Consider the following 4,652-nt stretch of genomic DNA (forward strand, 5'->3'; position numbering starts at 1 on the left):
TGTGTTGTACCAAGCGCGTCATCTGATAGAGAATTTCTTTGCCAAACTAAAGCAATTTCGAGCCATTGCTACTCGCTTCGACTTGCGTGGGCTGAACTTTTTGGGAGGGATTTATCTAGCTGCCTCAAGTATCTTGTTGGCTTAGGCTGTCAGCCGAATCTTGCTCCACACCTTGTTCATTTTGTCAACCTTGCTAATTGATGACACGCCCTAGAGAGGGCTTGCTGAATAATCGATCGCTGTTCCAAGAGCAGGAGCGATCGATTATTCAGCAAGCCCTCTCTAGCTGAGATCGATCGCACGGGCTAGCTTTGACAGCCGCGGCTGCTTTATTTCTGGCGCGAGGCGGCACGCACGATCGGGATCGTTCTGGCTGTCCTGGCAGTGGCTGAGCTAATTGGCGATATGCTGCCGCAAATTCCCTCTCGCACCAGTCCCCCTGCGTTGATTGCTCGGATTCTTAGTGGTGGCATTGTGGGATGGTTCATCACTGCACCAAACAGCAGTGTTGCACTCGTTGGAGCGCTTCTGGGTGTTGTAGGTGCATTGGTTGGTGCGTATGGTGCTCGGACGGTGCGGATAGCTGCCATTGAGCGGATTGGTGCAATACCTGCTGCCCTTGTTGAGGATGTTGTCGCGATCGCTCTAGCTGCCCTAATCGTTATTCGTTGATGTCACAAAGTACGTAAGTCCTAAGATTAACTGGCATCTTAACTCAAAGAACTTGAGCGGTCTAAATGGAACTGAAATAGAAGAATGAAGACAACTGATTGAAAGGCGGATTGGCCACCTTCGCAAGCAATCGGGTCATCAAAATAAGACTTCTGAAATCAGTTATGTATCAACTGATAAAGTAGTAATTGATCGATAGGATACCGATCGCAGATGCAGTCGTCTTTACTATCCAAATCAGATACAGACTGGGAAACTATCAGCACAATTTACATAGGAGCCCCATGAGCACAATCACTACTAAGGATGGTACACAAATCTATTACAAAGACTGGGGTACAGGACAACCCCTTGTCTTCAGTCACGGTTGGCCGCTTAGTGCGGATGCTTGGGAATCGCAGATGTTTTTTCTCGCCTCGCACGGCTATCGCTGCATCGCCCACGATCGTCGGGGTCATGGGCGATCGAGTCAACCCTGGCACGGCAATGAAATGGACACCTACGCTGACGATCTGGCGGAACTATTCGAGGCGCTGGATCTAAAGGATGCGGTGACGATCGGACACTCTACCGGCGGTGGCGAAGTGGCGCGGTTTATTGGGCGACACGGAACATCACGGGTTGCCAAAGCAGTGTTAATGGGCGCAGTGCCGCCGATCATGGTCAAGACGGATGCGAATCCGGGTGGGCTGCCCATTGAGGTCTTTGACGGCTTTCGGGCGGCGTTTTTGGCTGACCGATCGCAGTTTTTCCTTGACGTGGCCAGTGGCCCGTTCTTTGGCTTCAACCGACCCGGTGCCAAAGTCTCCCAAGGTCTGATCCAGTCGTGGTGGATGCAGGGGATGATGGCTGGCCATAAGAACGCTTATGACTGCATTAAGGCGTTTTCGGAAACAGATTTCACCGAAGATTTGAAGAAGTTCGACGTGCCAACGTTGATTATTCATGGCGATGACGATCAGATCGTGCCGATTGGTGCTTCTGCCCTGTTGTCTGCGAAGCTGGTCAAGAATTCGATTTTGAAGATATATCCCGGCGGATCGCATAGCCTGGGCGACACGAGTAAAGACCAACTCAACGCCGACCTGCTGGAATTCCTCAAGTCCTGACTAGGTGCGCGAATGTGAGACATCACAGTTAAAGATCCGAACGGGTCCATTCTCTTAGGTTCGCAACCGTTTCGGACAGCTTGTTCAAACTCAACAATCACAACACTTATAACGATGAAAAAACTAGAAGGAAAAATCGCAGTCGTCACAGGTGCGTCTAAAGGTATTGGTGCCGCGATCGCCAAACATCTGGCAGCCGAAGGTGCAGCAGTTGTCGTTAACTATTCATCAAGCAAAGAAGGGGCCGATCGCGTGGTTGATGAAATTACCAGCGCAGGCGGTAAGGCGATCGCAGTCCAGGCAAATGTTGCTAAAAAGGCAGAGATCGAACATCTTTTTTCAGAAACGCAAAAAGCTTTCGGCAAGCTAGATATTTTGGTCAACAATGCTGGCATTTATGAATTTTCCCCACTGGAAAACATCACGGAAGAGCACTTCCACAAGCAATTTGACCTCAATGTGCTGGGATTGCTCCTCACCTCACAACAAGGTATAAAGCACTTCGGGCCAGAAGGCGGTAGCATTATCAATATCAGTTCGATCGTCAGCACTCTCGCACCCGCGAACGGCTCAGTCTATAATGCTACCAAAGCAGCGGTCGATGCCATCACGAAGTCGCTTGCCAAAGAACTCGGTTCACGCCACATCCGTGTCAATTCAATCAATCCTGGGATGGTGGAAACGGAAGGTTCGTATACAGCGGGAATTGCTCAGAGCGAAGGTCGCAAACAAATTGAAGCGCACACTCCGCTGGGTCGAATCGGACAGCCGCAAGACATTGCGCCTGCCGTCGTTTTCCTTGCGTCCTCTGATTCAGGATGGATTACTGGCGAAACTCTGTATATTACGGGTGGTCTTCGCTAGCTTTGATGGCATTGCGTTTTTCTGTATACGAAGTACAGCGCAAAGCTAAAGCATCCTAACCGCAGTCGGTACCATTCCATGCAAGGCATTGCTGATTTGGTAACGATCTAGCTATTTCAAAAGCAAATTCCTAGGTAAGAAAATCATTACTTTTCAGCAATGCCGAATGATGATGTGATAACTCAATCCAAACCCTATCTCAACGAGCAGAGAGTTTTGAACTTGGAGTGTGAAAGTGTTATGAAAGCAAATTATCCCCAAGGAGTTTAGCGCTAATGGAAACAGCAGATGTCATTGTGATAGGAAGCGGTCAAGGTGGCATTCCACTGGCGACTGATTTTGCCAATGAGGGGCGCAAGGTTGTCTTGTTTGAACGGGATGCTTTAGGCGGTAGTTGCATTAACTATGGCTGCACTCCGTCCAAAGCGTTTTTAGCAGCGGCTCATGCAGCAGGTCGGGCGCGTCAGGCCAAGAAATTAGGCATCCACGCGGAGGTTGAAGTGGATTTTCCCGCTGTCATGGAGCGAGTTCGGGGAATCCGCAGCGATTTTAATCAGGGGATTCGCAAGCGATTGGAAACTGCGGGTGTCAAAGTAATTTGTGCTGAAGCTTCTTTTGTGGGTGAACGGACGGTCAAAGGTGGGGATGTCACCGTTCAGGCTCCTCTAGTAATTATTAACACGGGTACCTCATCGCTGATTCCTGAGATTCCCGGTCTGGCAGAAACTCCCTACCTGACCAACCGCAATTTCTTTGACTTGAGCACTAAACCCGCCCGTTTATTGGTGATTGGAGGCGGCTATATTGGCTTGGAATTAGGGCAGGGATTGGCGCGTTTGGGCAGTCAGACTCACTTAATTGTGCGGGGTTCACGCCTTTTAGATCGAGAAGAAGCTGATGTCAGCGAGATCTTAGCAGAAGCCTTCAAGCAGGATGGAATTCAGCTCCATTTTGGGGTGAATGTAAATGAGGTTGCCCATGAGAATAATGTATTTATTCTGACGCTGAGTAATGGCGAACAATTTCAGGGAGAAGCTTTGCTGGTTGTGATTGGACGGAAACCCAATACAGGTGCATTAAATGCCGTCGCCAGCGGGATTGAGTTAGATGATAAAGGGTTTGTCAAAATTGATGACCAGTTTCACACAACCTGTGCTGGTGTCTATGCGATCGGGGATGCTGCCAAACAGCCTGCCTTTACTCATGTTTCATGGGAGGACTATCGCCGTTTAAAAGCTATTTTGTGTGGAGAAAACCGGACGCGAGGCGATCGCGTTCTTGGCTATGCGGTATACACAGAACCCCAGGTGGGGCGAGTGGGGATGACGTTAGAACAGGCTCAGAAACAAGGCATCAACGCGCGTGCGGTTACGTTACCTATGAGCCAAATTGCGCGTGCGATCGAGTGGGGGCATGACCTGGGGTTTTATCGCATGGTAATTGACAGCGACACAGACAAAATCCTGGGAGCAACCCTAGTGGGCTACGAAACTGCGGAACTGGTTCATGTATTTTTATCCCTGATGGAGGCGGGAGCAACCTGGCAGTTGTTAGAGCGATCGGTTCACATCCATCCCACCTATGGTGAAGCTTTACCCAGTCTGGCACGGTTGCTGCTTTGAGATAAAATGCCTGGGTCTCCGAATATATGAAAAGGTTTTATCCCACACTCGGCACTTCAAAATGTAGAATAAAATAGTGCCAAAAATAAAACCCCGATTGAGAGTTCTTTTCGGCTAGCGAACTGAAGGTTTATTCCCGAATAAAAATTGAGTGTCAGCTTCAGTTTATAGACTGTTTAAAAGAGAGAAGACGTGGGTAGTTTCTTGAAATAAATGGTTAAAACGGAACCTACTCCCTGCGGGGTAGTTCCGCTTAAAGCTTCTCGGTCATACTCCTAGGTTTTTGGCTTATATCCTTAAAGAATTTCGTAATTGCTCAACCCCCTTGACAAGAAGACGAGATAGACATTAGATCGAGGAATGGAAAAACTCCCCGACTTAAAGC

The 4,652-nt window shown here is 48.9% G+C and carries 4 protein-coding genes and 1 pseudogene; all 5 read left to right on the forward strand.

The genetic code is table 11. From position 1 onward, the window contains the following. Positions 1-145, forward strand: a pseudogene (locus QUA13_RS31655) (IS5/IS1182 family transposase); the annotation flags it as partial. Positions 146-384: 239 nt separating this feature from the next. Then, entirely contained in the window at positions 385-672 is a 288-nt protein-coding gene (locus QUA13_RS31660) for a hypothetical protein (protein ID WP_333204938.1), read from the forward strand. 284 nt (positions 673-956) lie between these two features. Continuing rightward, positions 957-1,781, forward strand: a complete 825-nt coding sequence (locus tag QUA13_RS31665) for an alpha/beta hydrolase (RefSeq protein WP_333204940.1) — start codon at positions 957-959, stop codon at positions 1,779-1,781. Between the two features lie 114 nt (positions 1,782-1,895). Continuing rightward, entirely contained in the window at positions 1,896-2,645 is a 750-nt protein-coding gene (locus QUA13_RS31670; RefSeq protein WP_333204942.1) for a glucose 1-dehydrogenase, read from the forward strand. 275 nt (positions 2,646-2,920) lie between these two features. Beyond that, a complete protein-coding gene (locus tag QUA13_RS31675; RefSeq protein ID WP_333204944.1) occupies positions 2,921-4,267 on the forward strand; it encodes an FAD-dependent oxidoreductase in 1,347 nt (448 codons plus the stop codon). Positions 4,268-4,652: the final 385 nt, after the last annotated feature.

It is taken from the genome of Microcoleus sp. S28C3 (genome assembly GCF_036700785.1).
Classification (GTDB): Bacteria; Cyanobacteriota; Cyanobacteriia; order Cyanobacteriales; family Microcoleaceae; genus Microcoleus; species Microcoleus asticus.